Origin of the sequence: Moraxella haemolytica (assembly GCF_030177935.1) — a bacterium.
Lineage (GTDB): Bacteria > Pseudomonadota > Gammaproteobacteria > Pseudomonadales > Moraxellaceae > Moraxella > Moraxella haemolytica.
In genome coordinates this window covers 1,694,956-1,714,180 of sequence record NZ_CP089974.1, presented here as the reverse complement: position 1 = coordinate 1,714,180, position 19,225 = coordinate 1,694,956, and the positions used below count along the sequence as shown (strand labels likewise).

Below are 19,225 nucleotides of genomic sequence, written 5' to 3'. Positions count from 1 at the left end.
ATCATCTTTTAAAACACCAAACAATAAAGCTGTCAGTAAGACAGCTTTATTGTTTGGTTGGGATAACCAAGTAAGATTGTCTGTTTTTGGTTTAGGTTAGTCTCGATTAGAGCTATCTTTAAGGGTGCTTTTACCTTTTAAGGGTAATGTTACCAAAAAACGAGTTTTACCCTGCCAAGTATCGGTGGTGATTTTACCTGCATGAGCTTCAACGATTTGCGATACCAAAGACAACCCCAGTCCTGAGCCTTTTTTCTCTTGTTTTAGGCGAACAAAGGGGCTAAAAATATCCTCTCGCTTGCCCTTTGGAATGCCTTCGCCTTGGTCAATAAAGGCAAGTACAGCATAGACAGGCTCTTTGGGTGCGTTGTCTTTTTGACGAGTAAAACGCAGCAGGGATTTTTTAGATTTTTTTGGTGCATCGTCATCAAGCTGACTTAAAGGGGTTTTTGCCAAATTATTTGGGATTTGGGCAGCACAGGATAAATCAATGCTGTTATATAGATACACTTCAATGGGTGGTACGCCATGAATCATGGCATTGTTTAGTAGATTTCTCACAAGATGTGTAAGAAGTTTGGGCTGTGCTGTTATGATGACCGATTCGGCAAATAGCGATACTTCTGAATAATGTTGGCACTCGCTCTTGACAAGCTCATATAGGTCAATTTGGTCGGTTGCTTCTAGAGCATGGCCTGCATCTAAACGACTTACCAATAAAATGCTCTCAACCAATTCATTAAGTCCTGTCAAATCACGGTTAATGGCAGCGGCACGCTTGTCAAACTTGGATTTGGTGTCGTCATCAAGTTTGGCAACGAGCATATCCATCATCTCAATTTGTAAGCGTATGCGAGTGATGGGCGTGCGAAACTCGTGCGATGCGTGTGCCAGTAGTAGGTTGTTGGCGTTGATGAGTTGTTCAATTTTTTGGGCAGATTGGTTAAAACCATAAGCAAGAGAAGCGATTTCGTCATTGCCTTGTTCGCTGACTCGCACGCTAAAATCCCCATCGCCAAGTTTGACCATCTGCTGACTCATGTGGTTGATACGCCAAGTAATGTTGCGAGCAATCCACCATAGCACCGCTGACATGATGAGTATAAGAAGCAGTGTGCCTGTGAATAAGTTTAGTGCTGCAGAACCAGACTTTTCTTTGGGTGGAATGCGACTTTCATACCATAGATGATAGCCTGCACTATTATCTAGTATCACATGATGATGAGTGGGTGAGAATACACCAGGAATGATGGCATCTAGCCAATCTCGATCATTGATAAGCCTGACTGGTAGTGTGCTGTCTTCGGTTTGTAGTATCAGCTCGCCTGTAGGTGAGTACAGACCAATTTTGGCGTTTAGACTTTCATCAAAAATATCAAAACTGCGTTTGACCACCGCCAAGATAAAGCGCGATTTTAAAAGTTCGTTTTCTTTATTTAGGGCTTCTGCTTGAGTGATAAGGGGGTCAACTTGTGCCAAGATTTGTTCAGCGACAGCTTTAGCACGCACGGTATCGGAGTTATTGTGTACCAACTGAGCAAGAAATACCATGGCGATGGCAAAGGCAATGATTGCCAAAAATACACTAATGAATAGCTGAGTAAATAATGAATTTAAACCAAAAGAATGATGTTTCATATACCCAAAAACCACCCAAAAATCAAACAAAAGTTACAACTAATTTTGATAACTCATGCCGGCTTTGGCCAAGCTAGCATAAACCAAGCTGATGACTTGTATGATAAACTTACAATCTTATAACACAAGTCATCACAACACCAAATTCGCCCGATAAAAAAAAGACCATCAAGCGATGGTCTTTTGGCTTGAATTATAATTGGTCGGTGGCGAACTGATAGCCAACACCACGCACGGTAATGATGCGTTTTGGTTGGCGTGGATTGTCTTCAATCAACGCACGCAACCGAGAGATATGCACATCAATAGCACGGTCAATATTCTCTGAACTGTCGTCATTTGGCATGGCTTGCCATAACTGCTCACGATTTAGCACCTTGCCTGCATGGGTGGCAAAATAGTGCAGTAGTTGGAATTGATGCGTGGTTAAGCGGACAATCTTATCATCAATGGTAACTTCGTGGCTGTCAGGAAATACGGTCAATCGCCCAAAAGTTAAACTACCAGAATGTAGGTCGGCTTGGTTTGGGGTTTCGTGGCGACGCAATACCGCACGAATGCGAGCAAGTAGCTCTCTTGGCTCAAAAGGCTTTGAGATGTAATCATCTGCACCCATTTCAAGACCTAGCACACGATCGGTGGTGTCGCCTTTGGCGGTCAGCATGACAATCGGAACTTTATTTATTTGTGGATTTTTTGCTCCACGCACCCTCTGGCATACTTGCATGCCGTCCATGTCAGGGAGCATAAGATCAAGCACGATTAGGCTAATGTCTCTTTCTTTTGCATCTAATAGGTCAAGACCTGCTTGACCTGTGGCGGCATGATGCACTTCATAGTAATTCATTGACAGATAATCGGTGATGAGTTCTGCCAAATCTGGATCATCTTCGATAAGTAGGATTTGTTTATTCATAAGTTTTCCAATTGATACTAAAATGATTGACTGTCTTTAGATAAAAATAAAATAGTAATGATATTTGGGTGGGTATATCTTGCCAATGTTTTTGGACATTGACAAGTGTTATTTTGTAGCAAATCAATACTTTTGATGAAAATTGCGTAATTTTTCTAAGAATTGTGCAAAATTTCTCTATTTTTGATAATTGGCTGTAACATTTGATGTCGTCACTCGACTCTGACCTGTTTACCGGCTACCTGTTTTGGTAAATGCGTTAAGACAACCAAACTGTCTTCGGTAATACCTGATACCAAAAACCGTCGTGTATTTGGTTGATATTCAATGACATGGATTTTGGCAAAATGTAGTGTGGCGTCTTGTTTGATTACCCACGCATGAGCGATAATAGGGGCTTGTGGTTTATAGGGTGGTTGGTGTAGCCTGTCCAAATCAAGTGGCTTGGCGTATTCATCAACGATGGCAAAATCAGGCAGTAATGCACCAACTTCTATTTGCCCATATTCTATTACTGCTTTGGCAAGCTGATCTGATGGTAGCTTAGACCAAATGATGTCTTGTGGCAAGATTTTGATATGCACATCAATGGCGTTAAGATCGCTGGGCTTGATGAGATGTTTAACTTGTCCGCTAAATCCTTGTCCATCGATACCAAGCTCAACCGTATCGCCGATAGCAATGTGCTGTTTTAGATGAGCTGGCAGGCGACTGACTAGCTTATACTCAGAGACATCGTTGATGGTGATGAGCGGAGTGGTGGGGTTGATGATGCCTAGGGGATTTGTAGTCATGCTAGCAACTACGCCATCAAAAGGGGCGATAAGCGATATCTCTGGGATATTTGGTGGCATCTCTACCAGTTCATCGTTGTCCAGATTGTCTGTTGGCGTGGCTGTTGTGTTTTGGGTGGGTGTTAGTACACCAAGCACCGAACCTTTTTTAACCGTATCGCCTATTTTGATAAACCATTGCTTGATGGTGGCATCTGTTGGACTGTATAAAGTACTGCTTTTTAAAGGGGTGATGATGCCTTGTAGGGTAAAACTTGGCTGATAGCGTGCAGGCTTGATAGAACTTAGGTGTATTTTGGATAATATGACCTTGTTGTCTGCGTATCGCACAGGGGTGCTATTGATGTCTAGTTGTAATTTATGATCTTGATATTTGATGGCAGAGTCGTCTTGCTCGTGTGGTTGGGTGGTATCTTGCGTCTGTGGCTGCTGACACGCCACAAGCAGGCAAGAAATACTAAATAAAAACCCAAGCATGACGGCAGTACGCATACAGATTACCAAATTTGCTAAAATGCTTATCATAGCACACAATGTGTATGATTGTGCGACTGATGTGTAGATTGTTTCAATTCACTGTCTATTTTGGTAAAATCAACATATAATGCGGTAAAAAACAATCAAGACAAGCCAATTAGCCGTCGCTAACGGAGATTTTATGAGCAATATCCATGATGCCACCAACACTAATTCTACCCAAAAATATGCGTTATTGGTGCGTGTTTTTCACTGGATTGGGGCGTTGCTTATTTTGATGGCTTTTATTGCCATCAATCAAGGTGATGAGTTTGTGGGGTTACATAAATCTATCGGTGCAAGTTTTCTATTATGGACGATATTGCGTATCTTGACACGCTTTGTTACTACAGCACCTTCGCCTGTATCTGCCCCTGCTTGGCAAAAGACCATCGCTCATTTGACTCATGTGGCACTCTATGTGGTCATGCTTGCCATGCCGATAAGTGGTGTTTTGATGTCTATGTATGGTGGTCGTGGCGTGAGTGTGTTTGGTCTGTTTGATTTGCCAACCATCGTGTCAATCAGCCCAAGCATGGCAAAGCTGATGAACTTATGGCATACCCAATTGATTTGGTTGGTGATGTGGTTGCTTATCGTCATGCACATCGGAGCGGCATTGTATCATCAGTTTGTGATCAAAGATGGCTTGCTTAATAGAATGCGTTGATTGCATGATGGCTGATTGCCATGATGAATTGTGAAAATGGCTTGAAAAGCTGAGCTGATACCAATTAAAAGCTGTCCGATGACAGCTTTTGCTTTATGAGCAAGCTGAGTAATTCAAAGGAGCTATCAAGCAATAGGCAAATAAAAAATACCCAACCGAAGTTGGGTATTTTTAAATATGGTGGCGTGAGGCAGGATCGAACTGCCGACACACGGATTTTCAATCCGTTGCTCTACCGACTGAGCTATCGCGCCGTATTTAGCTTTATTGGCTAAGTGGTGCGTATTATATATGATTTAAAAATCTTTGCAAGCATTTTTTTAATAAATTTTTAAAGATTTTGCAATTTTATATATTTTTATGCAAAATTTGACTCCGATTTGACCAAATCGGTGGTCTTTTGGGGTATGATAGTGCTTTTTGGAATGATTTTTGAGAATTGACTGGGGTTTTTATGATAACTGATGATTACAGTGATTTATCAACTCATCATGATTTAAAGCGTGCACAAGCCTTTGTGAATCATCAGCTAATGGCGGATTTTGGCGTATTGTTCAGCCATGCCAACCTGCCCAAGCCGCTTGGTGAAGCGTCTGACTATGCCATCTCTAATGGCGGTAAACGAGCACGACCACTTTTGGTACTGGTCAGTTTTTTGGCGACAGGTGGTGATATCAATCAATTGGATTTTGTACGCCGTGCCATGCTTGCCATCGAGTGCATACATGGTTATTCGTTGGTGCATGATGATTTGCCATGTATGGACGATGATGAACTACGCCGTGGTAAACCAACCTGCCATGTGGTTTATGGTGAGGCGGTTGCCATGCTTGTAGGAGATGTACTGCAGTCGCTTGCTTTTGAAGTATTGGGTTCTGATGAGATTAACGGATTTGGCAAGATGGACGATGTCATATTTGCCAGACTAAGCAAAATTCTAGCCTACAATGCCAGACGCATGGTGGCAGGTCAGCAAGCGGATTTAAATGGCGAACAACAATCGCTCAATCAAAACGAACTGGAGAGCATTCATCGGGATAAGACAGGAGCATTGATTGTTGCTAGTGTGCTGATGGGGGCTGTGTGTGCTGGGGCAGGTGCTAAGATGCTGTCTTGGCTTGATAGGTATGCCCAACTGATTGGACTTGCCTATCAAGTGCAAGATGATGTGCTAGATGTCGTGGCAGATACTACAATGCTAGGCAAGATGGCAGGTAGTGACGAGAAGCTTGATAAGTCCACTTATGTCAAGCTGTTGGGCGTAGAAGGGGCTCGTGCTTATGCTGATTCACTGTTTGATGAGGCAAGAGATCAGGCGATGGCTTTGGGTGAGGGCAATTTATTATTACAGGTGGTGGACTGGCTGCAAAAAAGGGGGTATTGATTTTGTATTGGTAAACCACACCATTGTATTCTTGGGCTTTTAAAAGCATACTACCCATCTTGTATCTACTGAAATCTTGTTTTTGGTTATTTTCCAAAAACCTTTTCCATTGCCTTTGGAATACCCAGTCCAATACTGTCTTGTTGCCAAGTGAATTCAGCATGGATTGTTTTAAGAGTGCGGTTAATTTTATTGTATAGCTCTTTATCAATGCTAATAGATATCGGTGTCAAATGCCAGTGAAAATGCGTGAGTGTGTGTTTAATGGTTTTTTTCGCTACTAAGGTGGTATTGGGCAGAGTATCAAAAATTTGTCGTTCGGCAAGACTTAATGCTTGGGTATTGGCTAGTTGTTCATGCAATTTTTTGGCGGTTATCAAATCATTTGGTAAATCGATGGCTGTACTATTATTGATACCATCTATCATCAGCATGGGCAGGGTGTATAAGCCATCCCAAATGCCACCATTGTTATTTCTTTTTAGCCATAGCAATGTGTCATTAAATTCTAGGACGAACACCAGCGAATGGCGGTGGGGTTTGTCTGATTTTTTGGTTTTGACAGGATAGGCGGTGGGGTTGCCATCTTGGTAAGCGGTGCAGTCATCAGATAAAGGGCAGGCATGGCAATCAGGGCGTGTGCGAGTACAGACAGTCGCTCCAAGATCCATCATTGCTTGGGCGAATTTACCGCTGTCATGCGTAGGAGTGAGTGTGTCAGCAAGAGACCATAGCACTTTATTGGTGGTAGACTTGGTAATATCACCGTCAATCCCTGCCCAGCGTGTCAGCACTCGCTTGACATTGCCATCACATATCACACCACGCCCACGCACCCCCATAGAAACAATCGCTCCTGCGGTTGAGCGACCCACACCACTGATTTTTTCCCATTCATCAGTCGTTTGGGGAAAATGCCCATGATGGGCAATAAAGTCGGCAACTTGTTTGGCTCCTTTGTGTAGGTTTCTGGCTCGAGCATAATAGCCAAGCCCTGCCCAAAGTTTTGCTACACTGTCCCAGTTGGCAGCAGCCAAGTCTTCTACAGTGGGAAACTGTTCTATAAAACGCTCAAAATAGCCCAGAACGGTTGCTACTTGGGTTTGTTGTAGCATAATCTCGGATAGCCATACTGCATAGATGTCAGCCGTGTCTTGGTGGTGGTATTGCCAAGGTAAATCATGGCGACCGTGTGAGGTAAACCAAGTCAGCAAGCGTGGAGCAAAAGTGTGGTGGTTCATGGGTGTGTTTTATTTTTTGAAACAAAAAGACTATATGGGGATAATGGGTGGATTTTTCATGGTTTTTATGGATTTGTTGGCATAGTGTAGATAAGAATTTATAAGATTTCAACAGGATAATGATGGTTTTGCTAGGGTTTTTTGATGTGGTTTTTGGTATAATTAAATGATGAGATATTTATTTGTGATTTATCTAAGCGTTGCTTACCTAATGATGGGTGCTGGTCTTTTGACCGCACAAACTGCCATCGCTACGCAAGTTGTAGCGACCACTACAGATTTTGCTGTGGGGTTTGATGATGTCTTTGCTCAGTGTCGCCAGCATTTTTATGATGGTAAATCGCCCACGCTTGTAGGGTCTCGTGGCGAACGACTCAATAAAGAGCTTGATGCTTTATGTTTTGAGGGCTTTGCAGTACTGCATTCAGGTGTATCTCGCACACCTTTATGGTCGGCGGAATATCTTACTCGTGAGCGTATTGAACAGGCACGCACATTGGTACGCAATGACAGTTTTCGTGCTGAAAGTCGGTTGGCTCACAGCAGGCGTGCAGAGTTGTCCGACTATAGTCATTCAGGCTTTGATCGTGGGCATTTATCCCCAAATGGCGACATGGCAAATACACACACGCAATATGAGAGTTTTAGCCTTGCCAATATCGTTCCCCAAAACGGCACGCACAACCGCAATGTTTGGCGACACATTGAAACTGCCACACGCAATCTTACCATCAAATATGGTGATGTTTATGTGGTTAATGGTGTGGTTTTTGATGGAAAAACGATTGCACGCATCGGCGGCCGTGTGATGGTGCCAAGCCATTTGTTTAAGGCGGTGTATATCCCAAGTCTGAATCAGGCGGGCGTGTATTATTCACCCAATATTGAAAGTGCAAGCTATGAGATCATCAGCTTAAACGAACTACAAAGCCGTACCGGCATGAGTGTTTTTCCGATGTTGCCAACCCCAGTTCAAAATCAAGCCTACCAGTTATCAGAATCAAACAATGATGGAAAGCAGATGGGTGGTAAGGCTGAAGTGGAGAGGGACAAGATAAACTTAAGTAGCATGAGTGGTTGGTTGCTTTTTATCCTTGAAATCTTGAAATATTTCATCACGGTAATCAATCGCTAGGCTGAATTGATGTCATTAGGAGTGGTTATGGATATTTTTAATAATGAACACGAAGTGCTGACCATTGGTAATCTGATAATAGAAAACCGTCTAGGTCATGTCATCATTCATGGCGATGTGCAAATCAAGGCTGATGAAGTGGGGCGGTCTCATGCCAAAGCGTTGGCGGAATTTGCCCAAAATTTACTCATGGCGACAGACGAGCAAGATGAGCAGGATTTATCTGTTAAACAGATGGAAGTGATTGACAATCCGTTTGGTTAAGTATTGTATCGGTAATAGAGCTTAATAAAACTACCACAAAAAGGGCATTTTCTTACAGCGATTGGCATTGCTTTTGACGACAGGATTGATATAATGGATTTATGCTTGTTATTTTGACAAGTGGTTTTTAAGGAGATGGTTATGAAAATGACAAAAATTATCGCAGTGGCAGCGGCATTAACTTTAGCGGGCACAGCATTTGCTGCTGACCCAATCGTTGGTAACTGGCAGATGAGTGAAGATGGTCAGCCAAAAGCTGTCGTACAAATCAGCGAGTCTGGCGGTAAGTTCACAGGCGTAGTCGTATCAGGTCAAACTGAAAAAGCCAAAAAATTTGTTGGTAAAACAGTCATTCTAAACGCCCAAAATCTTGGTGATGGCAAGTACAAGGGTAAGGCAAAAGATCCTCGTTGGGGCTTGATACCTGCAGTAAACGCAGACATTACGCTAAACGGCAATAAACTTACCCTAAAAACGCTAAAGGGTTCCCAAGTTTTAACTCGTAAGTAATTTAAGTAGTTCAAGTTTTGATTTTTTGATTAGAATCACTGAATGGCAATAAAAAACGCATCAATCACGATGCGTTTTTTATTGTTGCTTGTTTGATATTATAAGGCAGATTCGTCAGTCTCGCCTGTTCTAATACGGATTACTCTTTCAAGTGGCGTTACAAAAATCTTGCCATCGCCAATTTTACCTGTGTTAGCGGCACTGATAATTGCTTCGATGATGAGATCTGTCATGTCGTCAGTGCAGGCGATTTCAAGTTTGATTTTTGGTAAAAAATCCACCACATATTCAGCACCACGGTACATCTCGGTATGACCTTTTTGGCGACCAAAGCCCTTAACTTCGGTGATGGTGATGCCGTTGATGCCAATTTCTGAGAGTGCTTCTCTGACATCGTCTAGTTTAAAAGGTTTGATGATTGCCGAAACGAGTTTCATGAAATTTCCTTGGCGTTAAGTGTGAATTTATTGATGAATAGATTATACCGCCAAATGCTACAAAAATTCAATGTGCATTGATGCAAATTCTGCTACAATAGGTTGTCATTATAGCAAACATGGTGAGAGTAATTATGACAGAACCAGTAGAGTTGTTGTATGTGGTCGTTGGACTTGGTGCATCAGGACTATCAGCGGTTAATTTTTTGACAGCAAAGGGGCATACAGTCTTAGTGGTTGACGAGCAGTCAGCACCAGGTCTTGCTTCTAAGTTACCTGAAGGTGTGCAGACAGCTTTTGGTGGTATTGACCAAAACCTACTATTATCAGCAAGCACCATCGTGATTAGCCCAGGGGTTGACCCTAGACATTCAGCGATAGTGGCTGCCAAGGGAGCAGGCATACCTGTGGTAAGTGATGTGCAACTGTTTGTTGATGAGTTGCGTGTGCGTGATGAGAAGTTAGGCAAGCAGACGCCGATAGTTGCCATCACAGGCTCAAACGCCAAATCCACTGTAACAACTTTGGTTGGTGAGATGGCAAAAGCATCTGGTAAAGTAGTTGGTGTAGGCGGTAATATTGGTACGCCAGCACTTGAGCTACTTAGCATTGCCGATTTGGATATGGTGGTGCTTGAATTATCCAGTTTTCAGCTAGAGCATATTGGTAGGCTGGGTGCATCAGTGGCAACCATCTTGAATATCTCGCCAGACCACCTAGATAGACATGGCGATATGCAAGGTTATCTTGCTCAAAAACTGCGTATTTTTCATGAAGCAGGGGCGGCTGTCATCTGTATTGATGATGAATCTTTGCAGGTTTCTTGTCAGCAAGCCTTATTGGAAAAAGGGGTGGGTGGTGCAGGCGTTATCACTACCAGTGGCACTATTGATGGGGGTGATCAAGCCGATTTGTATCTTGTTAAAGAGCAGGGTGTGATTTGGCTATGCCGACAAGGCAAGCGACTCATATCCGCTGACGAAGTATTCATCAAAGGCGGGCATAATTTATTAAATGCCTTGTCTGCCCTTGCTTTGGGCGTGATGGTTGGGCTTGAGATGAGTGCCATGCTTAAGGTATTGGGGGAATTTCGTGGGCTACCGCACCGCTGTGAATATGTTGATAAGGTGGCAAATCGTGCCTACTTTAATGATTCAAAAGGAACTAATATAGGCTCAACCATTGCTGCGGTTGATGGGCTTGGGGCGGTCTATGACGAGCGTTCTTTGGCACTCATTTTGGGTGGACTGGGTAAGGGTCAGGATTTTAGTGAGCTTAGTGATTGTGTGGAAAAATATGTGCATTCCATCTATCTCATTGGTGCTGATGCTCAAGCCATCGAAAAAGGACTGCTTGCCAAGCCATCACTGGCAAGGCGTATTCATCATGCAGGCAATATGCAGACAGCCTTTGCTTTAGCCAGTGGTAGCGACGCTAAGGCGGTGTTACTATCGCCAGCGTGTGCCAGCTTTGACCAATTTAAAAGCTATAGCGATCGTGGCGAGCAATTCGTGGCGATGGTCAAAGCCTTGACGACTGCTTGATGTTGTGATTGTCCAAGAAAACCACCAACAGAGTGGTCTTATTGGATTTATGGCTTGACACTTTGGTGTAACGACCATTATGTCAATTATTGTGTCTGGTTGCTCGGTTAATTTGTAATATCTTTTTTCTATCTGATGAAAACCCCTGCGTTTCAACAAAAAGTCGTTTATAATAGTAAGTTTATATTCATATTTTATTGAGTGGTTTTTAGTACCATGTCTGCATTTTTCCAAAGATTATCCACACTTAATCTGCCATCACCACAGACGATGCTTGTGGTGAGTTTGGGGTTGTTACTATCCTTATCTTTGCTGATGATTGCATCAGCTTCCATCCCTTTTGCCTTAGCTAAAGATTTAAACCCAATGCGGTTTTTTTGGTCGCAAGCGTTTTATATATCTGTCGGTATTTTTGCGGCATTTTCGGTATATAAGGTGCTTCCGCTAAAGATTTACTGCAACTTGAGCTTTTTGGTCATTGCATGGATAGGGGTGATTTTTCTTTTAATATTGACTGAGATTTTTGCCGTGCCGATTAACGGCTCAAAACGCTGGCTGAGTATTGCAGGGTTTAACTTGCAAACTGCTGAGCTTGCCAAGATGGTCATGGTAATGATTGCTGCAGAGTATGTAGTACGCCGTTCGGCAGAGTTTCGTAGCAGTATCTTGGGCGGTGCAAAACTACTGGCTTGGTACGCCCCTGTCGCTGTTTTTTTGATGATGCAACCTGACTATGGTTCAACAGCAGTTATTGTGGCAACCTTGCTTGTACTTGCTTGGATTAGTGGTGCACCTAAAACGCAGTATGTCATGATTGGACTGTTCGTCTTGGTGGTTGGTATTGCAGGTATTTTTCTTGCTGATTATCGCCGTGAGCGTATGATGTCATTTTGGGATCCTTTTGATGACATTCAAAATTCTGATTTTCAGCTATCACGCAGTTTGATTGCTTTTGGTCGTGGTCAGCTAAGTGGTGTGGGTTATGGAGACAGCGTCCAAAAGCTATCACACTTGCCTGAGGCTCACACAGATTTTATTTTGGCGATTACTGGTGAAGAGTTGGGATTAATTGGCGTGGGTTTTGTATTGTTACTTGAGGCAATGATTGTCGTTGCCATCATGATGATTAGTTATATGGCGTTAAAGCGTCGCCAGTTGCGTCTTAGCTATATCGTTTTTGGTTTTGCGGTGGTGATTTTTGGGCAGGTATTCATCAATGCAGGCATGAATATGGGTATCTTGCCAACAAAAGGTCTGACTCTACCGTTTTATAGTTTTGGTGGTTCGGCACTCGTGGTCAATATGATGATGATTGGCTTTATCTTAAAGGTTGCCAAAGAAAGTGCCCGTATTGATTATGAGGGTAATAGTAGAAACTACTAGACTTCTGTAAGTGCTACGCAATAGCCTAATGGTCATGAAAAACACCCTAAAAGTTAGACACTCTAAACTTTGGGGTGTTTTTTTGTCAATCCATAGTGGATTAAACCGCCCTTATGGTACATTATCTGTAATAAAGCATGGTCTAAATGAATATGATGATAATTAAGTCATCAGAATTTCGCCTAAGGTGTGTCAATGCAGATCATCGCTTGGGCGGTTCGGTCATAAAGATTGTCGGCATATTAAATCCAAGATTTTTATTGATGTTGCAGGTTTAGTTGTCATCACTGATGCCGAGCGAGCTTTGCTGGATGAGTGGTTGATTATTCCAATGCTTGATGGCAAATGCTAATATCTCATCAGTCTTGCCGTCCATCATGTCTTTAGGGATGGGCTGTTTTAGTCGTCTTAGGGCATCAATGAGTAAAGCGGTGGGTTGTTCATCTTTGATGGGTTTGGCAAGATTTTGCTTAGAGAGTTTTTGTCCGTCTTTGTTGTGCAGTAGTGGCAGATGATAATGATGGTCGGCGTGGGGTAGTTGACAGGCTTTATTGATGGTTAGCTGTCCAGCAGTCATCGGCAGAATATCTAGACCACGCATGATGTGGCTGATGTTTTGCAGACCATCATCAATGGCACAGGCAAAAATATAGTTAATCATGCCATTTTGGCGTTTGATGACAACATCACCTAGACTTCTAGCAGGATTATCCCAAATAACCCCCTGAATGCCATCATAAAATGCACTTAAAGTATCAGGCAGGCAGAGGCGTATTTTACTGTTTGGATGAGCGGCGTCATAAGAATGATGCAGGCACAGTCGTGGATAAATAAGTGGCTGATTTAAATCTTGAGTTTGACTCAGCTCTTTTGATGCGTGATTAAAGGTGATGGGTTTGGTGGTGTTGTTGTGTGTCTGCAGATATGCTTGTAGCTGTTTGCGTGAGCATTGACAAGCATAGGTTAGGGGCTTTAGCATATCTATAAACTCATCATAGATATGCTGGCGGTCAGACTGATAAACGACTTCGCCGTCCCAATGCAATCCCAGATTGTCTAAATCCTGTAGAATAGAAGTGCTATACTGTGCCTTACAGCGTTCAAAGTCCACATCTTCCATGCGAAGTAGCCACTGTCCACCTAGCGACTTAATATGACAAAAGCTCGCCACCGCAGTAGTGAGCGAGCCTAGATGTAAATGACCTGTCGGCGATGGAGAAAATCGCCCAATGATGGGTCGATGCTGGGCGACTGTCAGCATAACATTAGCCTAAGTTTTGCTTTTCTTTCATCTCGGATAAGGTTTTGCAGTCAATACATTGAGTGGCGGTCGGTCTGGCTTCTAGGCGTTTTAGACCGATTTCAGTACCGCAAGTCTCGCAGTAACCGTAGTCGCCTGTATCAATCTCAGCGATGGATTTGTCAATTTTTCTAATCAGTTTGCGTTCACGGTCTCGTGTCCGTAGGGCAAGGGCGAATTCTTCTTCTTGGGTGGCACGGTCGTTAATATCCGCCATTGTACCAGTTTCTTCGTTGATATAGTCTTTGGTTCGCTCTGCTTCTGACATCAGCTCTTCTTTCCATGCCAACAGCATTGTGCGAAAATGCTCAAGCTGTGCATCGGACATATACTCTTCGTCTTTGGCAGGTTCATAAGGGGTGAAAGTTTTGGTATTCATGCGCTTAAAATCCTTCAAAAGTCGCCTTATTGGCTTTTGGTAAATGGCAATGCCCATAGCGCAACCGCATTGCCGCAGAATTTGGGTTTGATTGTGTTATTGATATCCACCGCACAATCAAAAATGCTACATTTTGCCAAAACCTAGCAAGATTTACAAGTATTTTTCTAATACCCACTTGAATCTATAAGGGTAATGGATTGGCATTATTATAAAGAAAGCTAATTTTGTAATCTTTTTACCCAAGTTGCTAGTGTTTTTTTGTTGCAAATGTGTATCAAGCGAAAGCCTGGTGGTGTGTCATCAATGGTAAAATCGTCATGATATGCTAGAAACTGACGGCTACTTGCAGGGCAAGTATAGAGTGAGGTGTTATGTGTGTCAATGCGATGTGCCTGATGTACATGACCACATATGACAGCTTTGATGTTATCAAAACAAGAGAGCGTCTGCCAAAATTCATCATGATTTTGTAGCATGTATTCATCAATCCAAGCAGAGCCGACAGGCTGAGGGTGATGGTGCATGGCGATGATGGTTGGTTGATTACAGGTCAAATGCTTGTTAAGAAATTCTAGATTCTCACGGCTAACATATCCGCCGATTTGACCAGATATGGCAGTATTGATGGCGAGAATCTGCCAAGTGATGTTTGCCATCTTAATGGTGAGTCGTTGCCTGTCAGGTAGTCTATCGTCAAGACGAATGGGCAAAAAAGTGCGTTCATCAAAGGGGAGGTGATGCCCAATTTCGGCAGTAACATCATGATTGCCTGCCAAACACAAAAAAGGAATCTTAGTGAAAATTAAAGTTTTGTATAGACGGTCGTAGCCTTGGCGATTCCCATCATTGACCAAATCACCTGTCAAAAGTAATAAATCAGGCGATTCTTTAAGTGCTAATGTTAGCACTGACAAGAACCGATTAAAGCTACTTTCATCACTAAGATGTAAATCGCTGATTTGAGCAATTTTAAAGATATTGGCAGGTGCGTCAATGTGTGTTAAGTGTCCATGTGTCAGCATTTATGCACCATAAAGAAGCCAAAAAAGACTAATGCTAAAGTCAGCACAATGGAAATTCCTGTCGGTATATCAAGCCAAACACTGCCCCATATACCGGCTGTTACACCACATTGTGCCAATGCCATGGCAACGATGACCATCTGCCTTGGCGACTTTGATACCAATCTTGCACTCAATGCAGGCAAAATAAGCAAACCGCTAATCAAAAGACTTCCTACGGCTTGTAGTGCCACTGCACAAAAACCTGCCAAAAGCCCCATAAAGAATATTTGCTGTTGTAAGGGGTTGACGCCTGCGATGCGTGCCAGTGCTTCTGAAGTGGCAAGTTTGATCTGATTGTTCCAAATCCATGTCAAAAATGCACCACCTAAAGCGATGAGTACACTCAAACGAGGCAGGTCTGCCCAATCAATATCAAGCAAGCTACCAAACAAAAACCCTAATATGTTCGCCTGCTGTTGGGTCAGCTGTGTTAGAGTAAGTAGCCCTAGGCACAGTAGAGTGGCCGCCATGACAGATAAAGTAGCGTCATTGGGTAGCTTGCGTTCATTGATCAAGATGAGCGTGATGACAATCAGTACGCTCACTAAGGTGATGCCAATATCGGCAGGTAAATTTAACCAAGCTGCCATCGCCACACCAAGTAGGGCTCCATGTGCCAAAGTATCTGAAAAAAATGCCATGCGTCGCCATAATACCAAGCAGCCAAGTGGTGCGGATAATAGTGCTAATAGCGAGCCTGCTATCCAAGCAGGGGCGATGATGGGTAGCCAATCACTCATGGGCATCTCCATGCTGATGGGTGCAATCATCGGCATGATGGCAATGGTCATGATGATGAATGTAGGGTTGATAATGACCGAATAGATGAGTAAATTCAGGAGTAAGAGCAATCTGACTAGGCACACCTTGACAACAGATGTGTTTATTTAAACAAATGACTCGTTTTGAACCTTTCATTACCCAATGCAAATCGTGCGAGACCACAAGCATGCCACATGCCAAAAAATCTGGTAGTTCATCAATGAAGTGATACAGCCAGTTTTCAGTGTCTGGGTCAAGTCCTTGCATGGGTTCATCCAGTATAAGCAGTTCAGGCTTGTTCAGCAGTGCCTGTGTTAATAGCACACGCTGCGTCTCGCCACCTGATAAATGTATCATTTGCTTATCAAGCAGTGGTGCGATGGATAGTTTATCTAGTATGAAGCTCTTTTGTTCAGCGGTTAGGTGTGATTTATTGACTTGTGCAAGCAAATCCTTTGCACGAAGTGGCAATATTTCAGGCACGCTAAACCGCTGTGGGACATAGCTTAGAGTTTTGGCATTGTTGATGATTGTTCCTGAAGTGGGTTTGATGAGACCCAAGATGAGTTTAACCAAGGTGGATTTGCCCGCCCCATTTGGACCAATGAGACTGACCATCTCTCCTGCATACAGCTTGATGGAGACATCACTTAGCAAAGCATTATCCCCAATTTGATAACTGATGTTTTGAGCGTGCAATAGTGGCGTATTAGGCTTGGCAGGCACGACAGACACCTTTTAGCTCAATCACGGTTTGATCAACTTGAAATCTGGCATCGTCTTTAGCAAAGTGCATGATGTTATCAACAGGTAGATTGCTACATTCTTCAACGCTTTGGCAGATTTTGCAAATCAGAAATGCTGCTGCGTGCTTAGAGCGTGGATGACAGCATGGCACATAGGCATTCATTGAGCTTAATTGATGGATTAAGCCTTCATTTAATAAGAACTCAAGCGAACGATAGATGGTTGGTGGTGCGATGTTTTTGGTGGTAGCATCGCTGTTTTGACGATTTCGTTGTAAGGCACTAATCAAATCATACGCCCCAAGCGGTTTGTCTGATGCCAAAATAAGTGCATAAACCTCTTCACGCAGTGGTGTGAATCGCACACCTCGAGCTTCGCAGTGAATTTTGGCATCATGAATGCGTTCTGAGATGTTGTGTTGGTGGACGCTGTGATGATGGTTGCAACTACAATGATGGTTTGATGTTGTCATGGTAATGTTCTTGTGCTATGGTTTGTCAATTTTTACTTAAGATGCCTTGGCAAGCGTCGCTTAGCTGGGTTGTCTTAAGTGTTTTTTTAAAAGTAGGAAAATAGAGCATCATATTTGATATTGATTTGGCATATTATACCTTATAATATAACTCATGCCATCAAGAAATTTTTGCAGACTGTTAAAAATTGTCAATCAGTAGATGATTTTCTTGGCGATATATGTTATTTTATAACTATATTTTCCAGAAAATCTGTCAGCCTATTTGATGGGGCTTGGCGTATTTTTTGCGTAGAGTTTTTCAAGATTTTATAACAATTAACCATTTGTATTAACGATAAATAGGCTTAATCACGCAGGGTTTTATTTTGAGCTTAGCATTGATACTGGGGTTGATTGATTTAATAGAGAGATTTATGAATTTTGATCGTTTATTTGCCAATTTTACCAAAGTCGCTGTGTTTACGCCCATGCTGTTAACCGCCATTGCTCATGCAGGTACAGTCAGCGTCAGCAATTATCCATTGGCGTTATTGTCCAATGCCGTAACCAAAGGAGCAGAGCCTGCCACAGTGCTTTTAAAAGCCGGTGATGTCGGTCATCATGGTGAGCTAAGCCCAAGTGCACAAAAGACCATCGCTCAAAGTAGTTATGTGGTGTGGTTTGGAGATTTGCTTGAACAAAATTTGGTTAATGCACTGTCGGATGAGCCAAATGTCATCTCGCTATTTGATTTTAATGCTTTTGAACGCTTGCCACGACGCCATATTGATGGTACGCCACAAGAAGGCAGTTTTGATGCTCATATTTGGCTTGAACCTGAGAATGCCAAAGCCATCGTCAGGGCATTGGCGGTGATTCATAGTCATGCCAATCCTGAGCATCAATCATTGTATCAAAAAAACGCCCAAGAGTTCGCTTCGCGTATGGATCATGCAGTCGCTCAAGTCAAAGTGAATGGTAAGTCGCTACCTTATTGGGCTTATCATGATTCGTTTCAGTATCTTGAGCGCTCAGCAGGTTTGAAATTTTCAGGAGCGTTAACACCTGTTGATCACCTGCCACCAAAAGCAAGACAAATCGCTCATCTAAGTAAAAATCGCCCACAACCACGCATGTGCATTGCTTCTCAAGGGGTGGTTTCTGATGGCATTATCAACAAACTGGGCAATGTTGGTACGATTGTTCGCCAAGAAGACATGAGTGATGGCGATGATTTTGTTGAGGTGTGGACGGATTTAGCCTTAAGTATTCAAAAATGTATTAAAGGTTAGTCATTACCAGCACGCCCTGACCCATGGTTGTGGATGAATCGTATCATGATTTTTATAAAAAATAATGATTATTTTAATGCAATAATTGCTAAAACCTATTGCCATTGTTAACAAAAGTTTTTATAATACAGTCGTTTATGCACACACTAAAGGCTTACTATTATCAAACAATGCAGAGGGCTTATGTCTCTTTGCCATTGTCGGTTATCATAGCTATGTGTTAGCTTTCCTGTCTATCCGATTTAAAAGATAATGTGATGACTGTTCCAGCAAGACGCACCCAAAAACAGCAAGTTTATGCCATGCAGGTTCGCCAAATTTGGGCAGTCTTGATTGTGGCAATCTTAGCCATGATTGTTGATCTGTATGGTGGTTTTGAGTGGTTTGGTGGTCATGGGTTTATTGCCACCAAGAGTTTATTGTGTGGTGCATTGTTACATTTTTTGGCTCAATATGTATTTACCTTTATAGCCTATCGTCTTACAGGGGCGAGGGTTCGCCAACAGATCATGCTCAATATGTATCTTGGGCAAATGTTAAAATGGCTTGTGGTCATGTTGGGCTTTGCGTTTATTTTCATTTATTTAAAGCCAATATTGGCGATGCTTGTGATAGCAGGTTATGTCATCATGCAATTAGTGTACACACTTAGTATGTGGCGACTGGCTTGATTTTACAATTTTAAGTGCTGTTTTTTATTAAATCGTAAAATTTCAGCAAGGAAAAGTATATTTTCCTTTACATATGGGCTTGACTAAAGTAAGATAGTGACCTAGCTATTAATGTAATTAT

General features: G+C 42.6%; 22 protein-coding genes and 1 tRNA gene. 10 read left to right on the top strand and 13 right to left on the bottom strand.

Annotated features, from left to right (window positions below; all coding sequences use genetic code 11):
• Window positions 1–96 precede the first annotated feature (96 nt).
• The 3 genes from LU276_RS08145 to LU276_RS08135 all read right to left on the bottom strand — a co-directional run bounded on the left by LU276_RS08145 (window position 97) and on the right by LU276_RS08135 (window position 3,840).
• Window positions 97–1,638, bottom strand: coding sequence for a sensor histidine kinase (locus LU276_RS08145; protein ID WP_284673347.1), 1,542 nt, complete (start codon window positions 1,636–1,638; stop codon window positions 97–99).
• A 193-nt stretch (window positions 1,639–1,831) separates the two neighbouring features.
• A complete protein-coding gene (locus tag LU276_RS08140) occupies window positions 1,832–2,554 on the bottom strand; it encodes a response regulator transcription factor (protein ID WP_284673346.1) in 723 nt (240 codons plus the stop codon).
• Between the two features lie 212 nt (window positions 2,555–2,766).
• On the bottom strand, window positions 2,767–3,840 hold the full coding sequence (locus LU276_RS08135; RefSeq protein ID WP_284673345.1) for an efflux RND transporter periplasmic adaptor subunit: 1,074 nt from the start codon (window positions 3,838–3,840) through the stop codon (window positions 2,767–2,769).
• 166 nt (window positions 3,841–4,006) lie between these two features.
• Between LU276_RS08135 and LU276_RS08130 the strand changes: the two genes are divergently transcribed.
• The gene (locus tag LU276_RS08130) at window positions 4,007–4,534 is read left to right on the top strand and encodes a cytochrome b (RefSeq protein ID WP_284673344.1); all 528 of its coding nucleotides are present in this window, start codon (window positions 4,007–4,009) and stop codon (window positions 4,532–4,534) included.
• A gap of 178 nt (window positions 4,535–4,712) precedes the next feature.
• Here the strand turns inward: LU276_RS08130 and LU276_RS08125 are convergent.
• A tRNA-Phe gene (locus LU276_RS08125) sits at window positions 4,713–4,788 on the bottom strand.
• 200 nt (window positions 4,789–4,988) lie between these two features.
• Between LU276_RS08125 and LU276_RS08120 the strand changes: the two genes are divergently transcribed.
• The gene (locus LU276_RS08120) at window positions 4,989–5,918 is read left to right on the top strand and encodes a polyprenyl synthetase family protein (protein WP_284673343.1); all 930 of its coding nucleotides are present in this window, start codon (window positions 4,989–4,991) and stop codon (window positions 5,916–5,918) included.
• Between the two features lie 86 nt (window positions 5,919–6,004).
• On the opposite strand, the gene mutY is transcribed toward LU276_RS08120, so the two are convergent.
• Window positions 6,005–7,159 carry an A/G-specific adenine glycosylase gene (mutY, locus tag LU276_RS08115; protein ID WP_284673342.1) on the bottom strand — a complete coding sequence of 385 codons (1,155 nt, stop codon included), beginning with the start codon at window positions 7,157–7,159 and terminating at the stop codon, window positions 6,005–6,007.
• Between the two features lie 166 nt (window positions 7,160–7,325).
• Between mutY and LU276_RS08110 the strand changes: the two genes are divergently transcribed.
• From LU276_RS08110 to LU276_RS08100, 3 genes are all read left to right on the top strand, one after another.
• Window positions 7,326–8,294: a DNA/RNA non-specific endonuclease gene (locus tag LU276_RS08110; RefSeq protein ID WP_284673341.1), complete on the top strand. Its 969-nt coding sequence runs from the start codon at window positions 7,326–7,328 to the stop codon at window positions 8,292–8,294.
• A gap of 27 nt (window positions 8,295–8,321) precedes the next feature.
• Window positions 8,322–8,558 (top strand): hypothetical protein, encoded by a 237-nt coding sequence (locus LU276_RS08105; RefSeq protein ID WP_284673340.1) that lies wholly within the window; start codon window positions 8,322–8,324, stop codon window positions 8,556–8,558.
• Between the two features lie 141 nt (window positions 8,559–8,699).
• Window positions 8,700–9,068: a DUF2147 domain-containing protein gene (locus LU276_RS08100; RefSeq protein WP_284673339.1), complete on the top strand. Its 369-nt coding sequence runs from the start codon at window positions 8,700–8,702 to the stop codon at window positions 9,066–9,068.
• A 98-nt stretch (window positions 9,069–9,166) separates the two neighbouring features.
• Here LU276_RS08100 and glnK read toward each other — a convergent pair whose 3' ends face one another.
• On the bottom strand, window positions 9,167–9,505 hold the full coding sequence (gene glnK, locus LU276_RS08095) for a P-II family nitrogen regulator (RefSeq protein ID WP_284673338.1): 339 nt from the start codon (window positions 9,503–9,505) through the stop codon (window positions 9,167–9,169).
• 134 nt (window positions 9,506–9,639) lie between these two features.
• Between glnK and murD the strand changes: the two genes are divergently transcribed.
• Window positions 9,640–11,049 (top strand): UDP-N-acetylmuramoyl-L-alanine--D-glutamate ligase, encoded by a 1,410-nt coding sequence (gene murD / locus LU276_RS08090; RefSeq protein WP_284673337.1) that lies wholly within the window; start codon window positions 9,640–9,642, stop codon window positions 11,047–11,049.
• A 194-nt stretch (window positions 11,050–11,243) separates the two neighbouring features.
• Here murD and LU276_RS08085 read toward each other — a convergent pair whose 3' ends face one another.
• Window positions 11,244–11,384, bottom strand: coding sequence for a hypothetical protein (locus LU276_RS08085; RefSeq protein WP_284674642.1), 141 nt, complete (start codon window positions 11,382–11,384; stop codon window positions 11,244–11,246).
• Between LU276_RS08085 and LU276_RS08080 the strand changes: the two genes are divergently transcribed.
• Together LU276_RS08080 and LU276_RS08075 are read left to right on the top strand one after the other, a co-directional pair.
• Complete coding sequence (locus LU276_RS08080) at window positions 11,320–12,432, top strand: FtsW/RodA/SpoVE family cell cycle protein (protein ID WP_335342693.1); 1,113 nt, start codon at window positions 11,320–11,322, stop codon at window positions 12,430–12,432. The two genes, LU276_RS08085 and LU276_RS08080, sit on opposite strands and share 65 nt — an antisense overlap.
• Window positions 12,433–12,578: 146 nt before the next feature.
• Window positions 12,579–12,710 carry a hypothetical protein gene (locus tag LU276_RS08075; protein WP_284673336.1) on the top strand — a complete coding sequence of 44 codons (132 nt, stop codon included), beginning with the start codon at window positions 12,579–12,581 and terminating at the stop codon, window positions 12,708–12,710.
• Here LU276_RS08075 and gluQRS read toward each other — a convergent pair.
• From gluQRS to LU276_RS08045, 6 genes are all read right to left on the bottom strand, one after another.
• Window positions 12,707–13,693 carry a tRNA glutamyl-Q(34) synthetase GluQRS gene (gene gluQRS / locus LU276_RS08070; protein WP_284673335.1) on the bottom strand — a complete coding sequence of 329 codons (987 nt, stop codon included), beginning with the start codon at window positions 13,691–13,693 and terminating at the stop codon, window positions 12,707–12,709. The two genes, LU276_RS08075 and gluQRS, sit on opposite strands and share 4 nt — an antisense overlap.
• A 4-nt stretch (window positions 13,694–13,697) precedes the next feature.
• Window positions 13,698–14,111 carry an RNA polymerase-binding protein DksA gene (gene dksA, locus LU276_RS08065; RefSeq protein ID WP_284673334.1) on the bottom strand — a complete coding sequence of 138 codons (414 nt, stop codon included), beginning with the start codon at window positions 14,109–14,111 and terminating at the stop codon, window positions 13,698–13,700.
• A gap of 221 nt (window positions 14,112–14,332) precedes the next feature.
• Window positions 14,333–15,136, bottom strand: a complete 804-nt coding sequence (locus LU276_RS08060) for a metallophosphoesterase (RefSeq protein ID WP_284673333.1) — start codon at window positions 15,134–15,136, stop codon at window positions 14,333–14,335.
• Entirely contained in the window at window positions 15,130–15,918 is a 789-nt protein-coding gene (locus tag LU276_RS08055) for a metal ABC transporter permease (protein ID WP_284674624.1), read from the bottom strand. The genes LU276_RS08060 and LU276_RS08055 overlap by 7 nt, the downstream gene beginning before the upstream one ends.
• Window positions 15,911–16,675: a metal ABC transporter ATP-binding protein gene (locus LU276_RS08050; protein ID WP_418001263.1), complete on the bottom strand. Its 765-nt coding sequence runs from the start codon at window positions 16,673–16,675 to the stop codon at window positions 15,911–15,913. The genes LU276_RS08055 and LU276_RS08050 overlap by 8 nt, the downstream gene beginning before the upstream one ends.
• Window positions 16,650–17,159, bottom strand: coding sequence for a Fur family transcriptional regulator (locus tag LU276_RS08045; protein ID WP_284673331.1), 510 nt, complete (start codon window positions 17,157–17,159; stop codon window positions 16,650–16,652). The genes LU276_RS08050 and LU276_RS08045 overlap by 26 nt, the downstream gene beginning before the upstream one ends.
• A 416-nt stretch (window positions 17,160–17,575) precedes the next feature.
• On the opposite strand from LU276_RS08045, the gene LU276_RS08040 reads away from it, so the two are divergent.
• Together LU276_RS08040 and LU276_RS08035 are read left to right on the top strand one after the other, a co-directional pair.
• Window positions 17,576–18,433, top strand: a complete 858-nt coding sequence (locus LU276_RS08040) for a metal ABC transporter substrate-binding protein (protein ID WP_284673330.1) — start codon at window positions 17,576–17,578, stop codon at window positions 18,431–18,433.
• 257 nt (window positions 18,434–18,690) lie between these two features.
• Window positions 18,691–19,104: an ATP synthase subunit I gene (locus tag LU276_RS08035; protein WP_284673329.1), complete on the top strand. Its 414-nt coding sequence runs from the start codon at window positions 18,691–18,693 to the stop codon at window positions 19,102–19,104.
• The last annotated feature ends 121 nt before the right edge of the window (window positions 19,105–19,225 follow it).

Excerpts from the sequence above, each read along its gene's own strand:
- LU276_RS08145 (WP_284673347.1), bottom strand. The coding sequence starts at position 1,638 with ATGAAACATCATTCTTTTGGTTTAAATTCATTATTTACTCAGCTATTC.
- LU276_RS08140 (WP_284673346.1), bottom strand. The coding sequence starts at position 2,554 with ATGAATAAACAAATCCTACTTATCGAAGATGATCCAGATTTGGCAGAA.
- LU276_RS08135 (WP_284673345.1), bottom strand. The coding sequence starts at position 3,840 with ATGCGTACTGCCGTCATGCTTGGGTTTTTATTTAGTATTTCTTGCCTG.
- LU276_RS08130 (WP_284673344.1), top strand. The coding sequence starts at position 4,007 with ATGAGCAATATCCATGATGCCACCAACACTAATTCTACCCAAAAATAT.
- LU276_RS08120 (WP_284673343.1), top strand. The coding sequence starts at position 4,989 with ATGATAACTGATGATTACAGTGATTTATCAACTCATCATGATTTAAAG.
- mutY (WP_284673342.1), bottom strand. The coding sequence starts at position 7,159 with ATGAACCACCACACTTTTGCTCCACGCTTGCTGACTTGGTTTACCTCA.
- LU276_RS08110 (WP_284673341.1), top strand. The coding sequence starts at position 7,326 with ATGATGAGATATTTATTTGTGATTTATCTAAGCGTTGCTTACCTAATG.
- LU276_RS08105 (WP_284673340.1), top strand. The coding sequence starts at position 8,322 with ATGGATATTTTTAATAATGAACACGAAGTGCTGACCATTGGTAATCTG.
- LU276_RS08100 (WP_284673339.1), top strand. The coding sequence starts at position 8,700 with ATGAAAATGACAAAAATTATCGCAGTGGCAGCGGCATTAACTTTAGCG.
- glnK (WP_284673338.1), bottom strand. The coding sequence starts at position 9,505 with ATGAAACTCGTTTCGGCAATCATCAAACCTTTTAAACTAGACGATGTC.
- murD (WP_284673337.1), top strand. The coding sequence starts at position 9,640 with ATGACAGAACCAGTAGAGTTGTTGTATGTGGTCGTTGGACTTGGTGCA.
- LU276_RS08080 (WP_335342693.1), top strand. The coding sequence starts at position 11,320 with ATGCTTGTGGTGAGTTTGGGGTTGTTACTATCCTTATCTTTGCTGATG.
- LU276_RS08085 (WP_284674642.1), bottom strand. The coding sequence starts at position 11,384 with ATGGAAGCTGATGCAATCATCAGCAAAGATAAGGATAGTAACAACCCC.
- LU276_RS08075 (WP_284673336.1), top strand. The coding sequence starts at position 12,579 with ATGAATATGATGATAATTAAGTCATCAGAATTTCGCCTAAGGTGTGTC.
- gluQRS (WP_284673335.1), bottom strand. The coding sequence starts at position 13,693 with ATGCTGACAGTCGCCCAGCATCGACCCATCATTGGGCGATTTTCTCCA.
- dksA (WP_284673334.1), bottom strand. The coding sequence starts at position 14,111 with ATGAATACCAAAACTTTCACCCCTTATGAACCTGCCAAAGACGAAGAG.
- LU276_RS08060 (WP_284673333.1), bottom strand. The coding sequence starts at position 15,136 with ATGCTGACACATGGACACTTAACACACATTGACGCACCTGCCAATATC.
- LU276_RS08055 (WP_284674624.1), bottom strand. The coding sequence starts at position 15,918 with ATGAGTGATTGGCTACCCATCATCGCCCCTGCTTGGATAGCAGGCTCG.
- LU276_RS08045 (WP_284673331.1), bottom strand. The coding sequence starts at position 17,159 with ATGACAACATCAAACCATCATTGTAGTTGCAACCATCATCACAGCGTC.
- LU276_RS08040 (WP_284673330.1), top strand. The coding sequence starts at position 17,576 with ATGAATTTTGATCGTTTATTTGCCAATTTTACCAAAGTCGCTGTGTTT.
- LU276_RS08035 (WP_284673329.1), top strand. The coding sequence starts at position 18,691 with ATGACTGTTCCAGCAAGACGCACCCAAAAACAGCAAGTTTATGCCATG.